Here is a 676-nt window from a genome sequence, read left to right as displayed (position 1 = left end):
AAGTTGTCCAGCCCCACCCAGACCTCCTCGCGCGCGTTCCTGCCGAGCCCCAATCCCTTCACCTGGACCGAGTGGAGGCTCAGGTGAACGGCGTAGCCGATCGGCAGCGCGAAGAAGAGTCCGAAAAGGATGATCGCCGGAGCGAGGAAGCCGTACGGCGCGAGCCGTCTGGCGGTGCGGGTGGACGCCATGGATCAGCCCTCGATCTTGAAGCCGTTCTTCTTCATGTCCGCGACTGTGGTGTCCTGCACGGTCTTCAGCGCAACCGGGAACGACGACTTCTCCGTGGCCGCCTTGCCGAAAGCGTCCTTGAACGTGTTGTAGGCGACGTTGACGTTCGGCCCCCAGCTCGCCGAGGCAGTGCCCTTCGTGAGCTCGGCGACCTGCTGGTAGAAGTCAGGCTGGTTGGGGAGGAACTCCGGCGTGGTCAGGGCGCCGCTCGTCTGCGCGGCGGTCGCGGCGGGGTAGACCCCGGCCTCCTTCACCAGGGCCGCCACAGCTTTGGGATCCGTGTTGAGCCAGGTGGCGAACTCGGCGGCGGCCTTCGCCCTGCCACTCTTCACGGCTTTGGCGGTGACGCCGGTGGTGGAGCCGCCCCAGCTGCCAGTGGTGTTCGAGCCCGCGGTCCACTGCGGCAGCTTGGCCATCCGCCACTTGCCCTTGGTGTCCGGCGCGC

The 676-nt window shown here is 67.3% G+C and carries 2 pseudogenes; both read right to left on the bottom strand.

Annotation, left to right across the window (positions count from 1 at the left end):
• Window positions 1-191, bottom strand: a pseudogene (locus UK23_RS23385) (sugar ABC transporter permease); the annotation flags it as partial.
• 3 nt (window positions 192-194) lie between these two features.
• Window positions 195-676: pseudogene (locus tag UK23_RS52835) on the bottom strand (hypothetical protein); the annotation flags it as partial.

Source organism: Lentzea aerocolonigenes (assembly GCF_000955955.1).
Classification (GTDB): Bacteria; Actinomycetota; Actinomycetes; order Mycobacteriales; family Pseudonocardiaceae; genus Lentzea; species Lentzea aerocolonigenes_A.
This window is presented reverse-complemented; position numbering and strand designations above follow the sequence as displayed.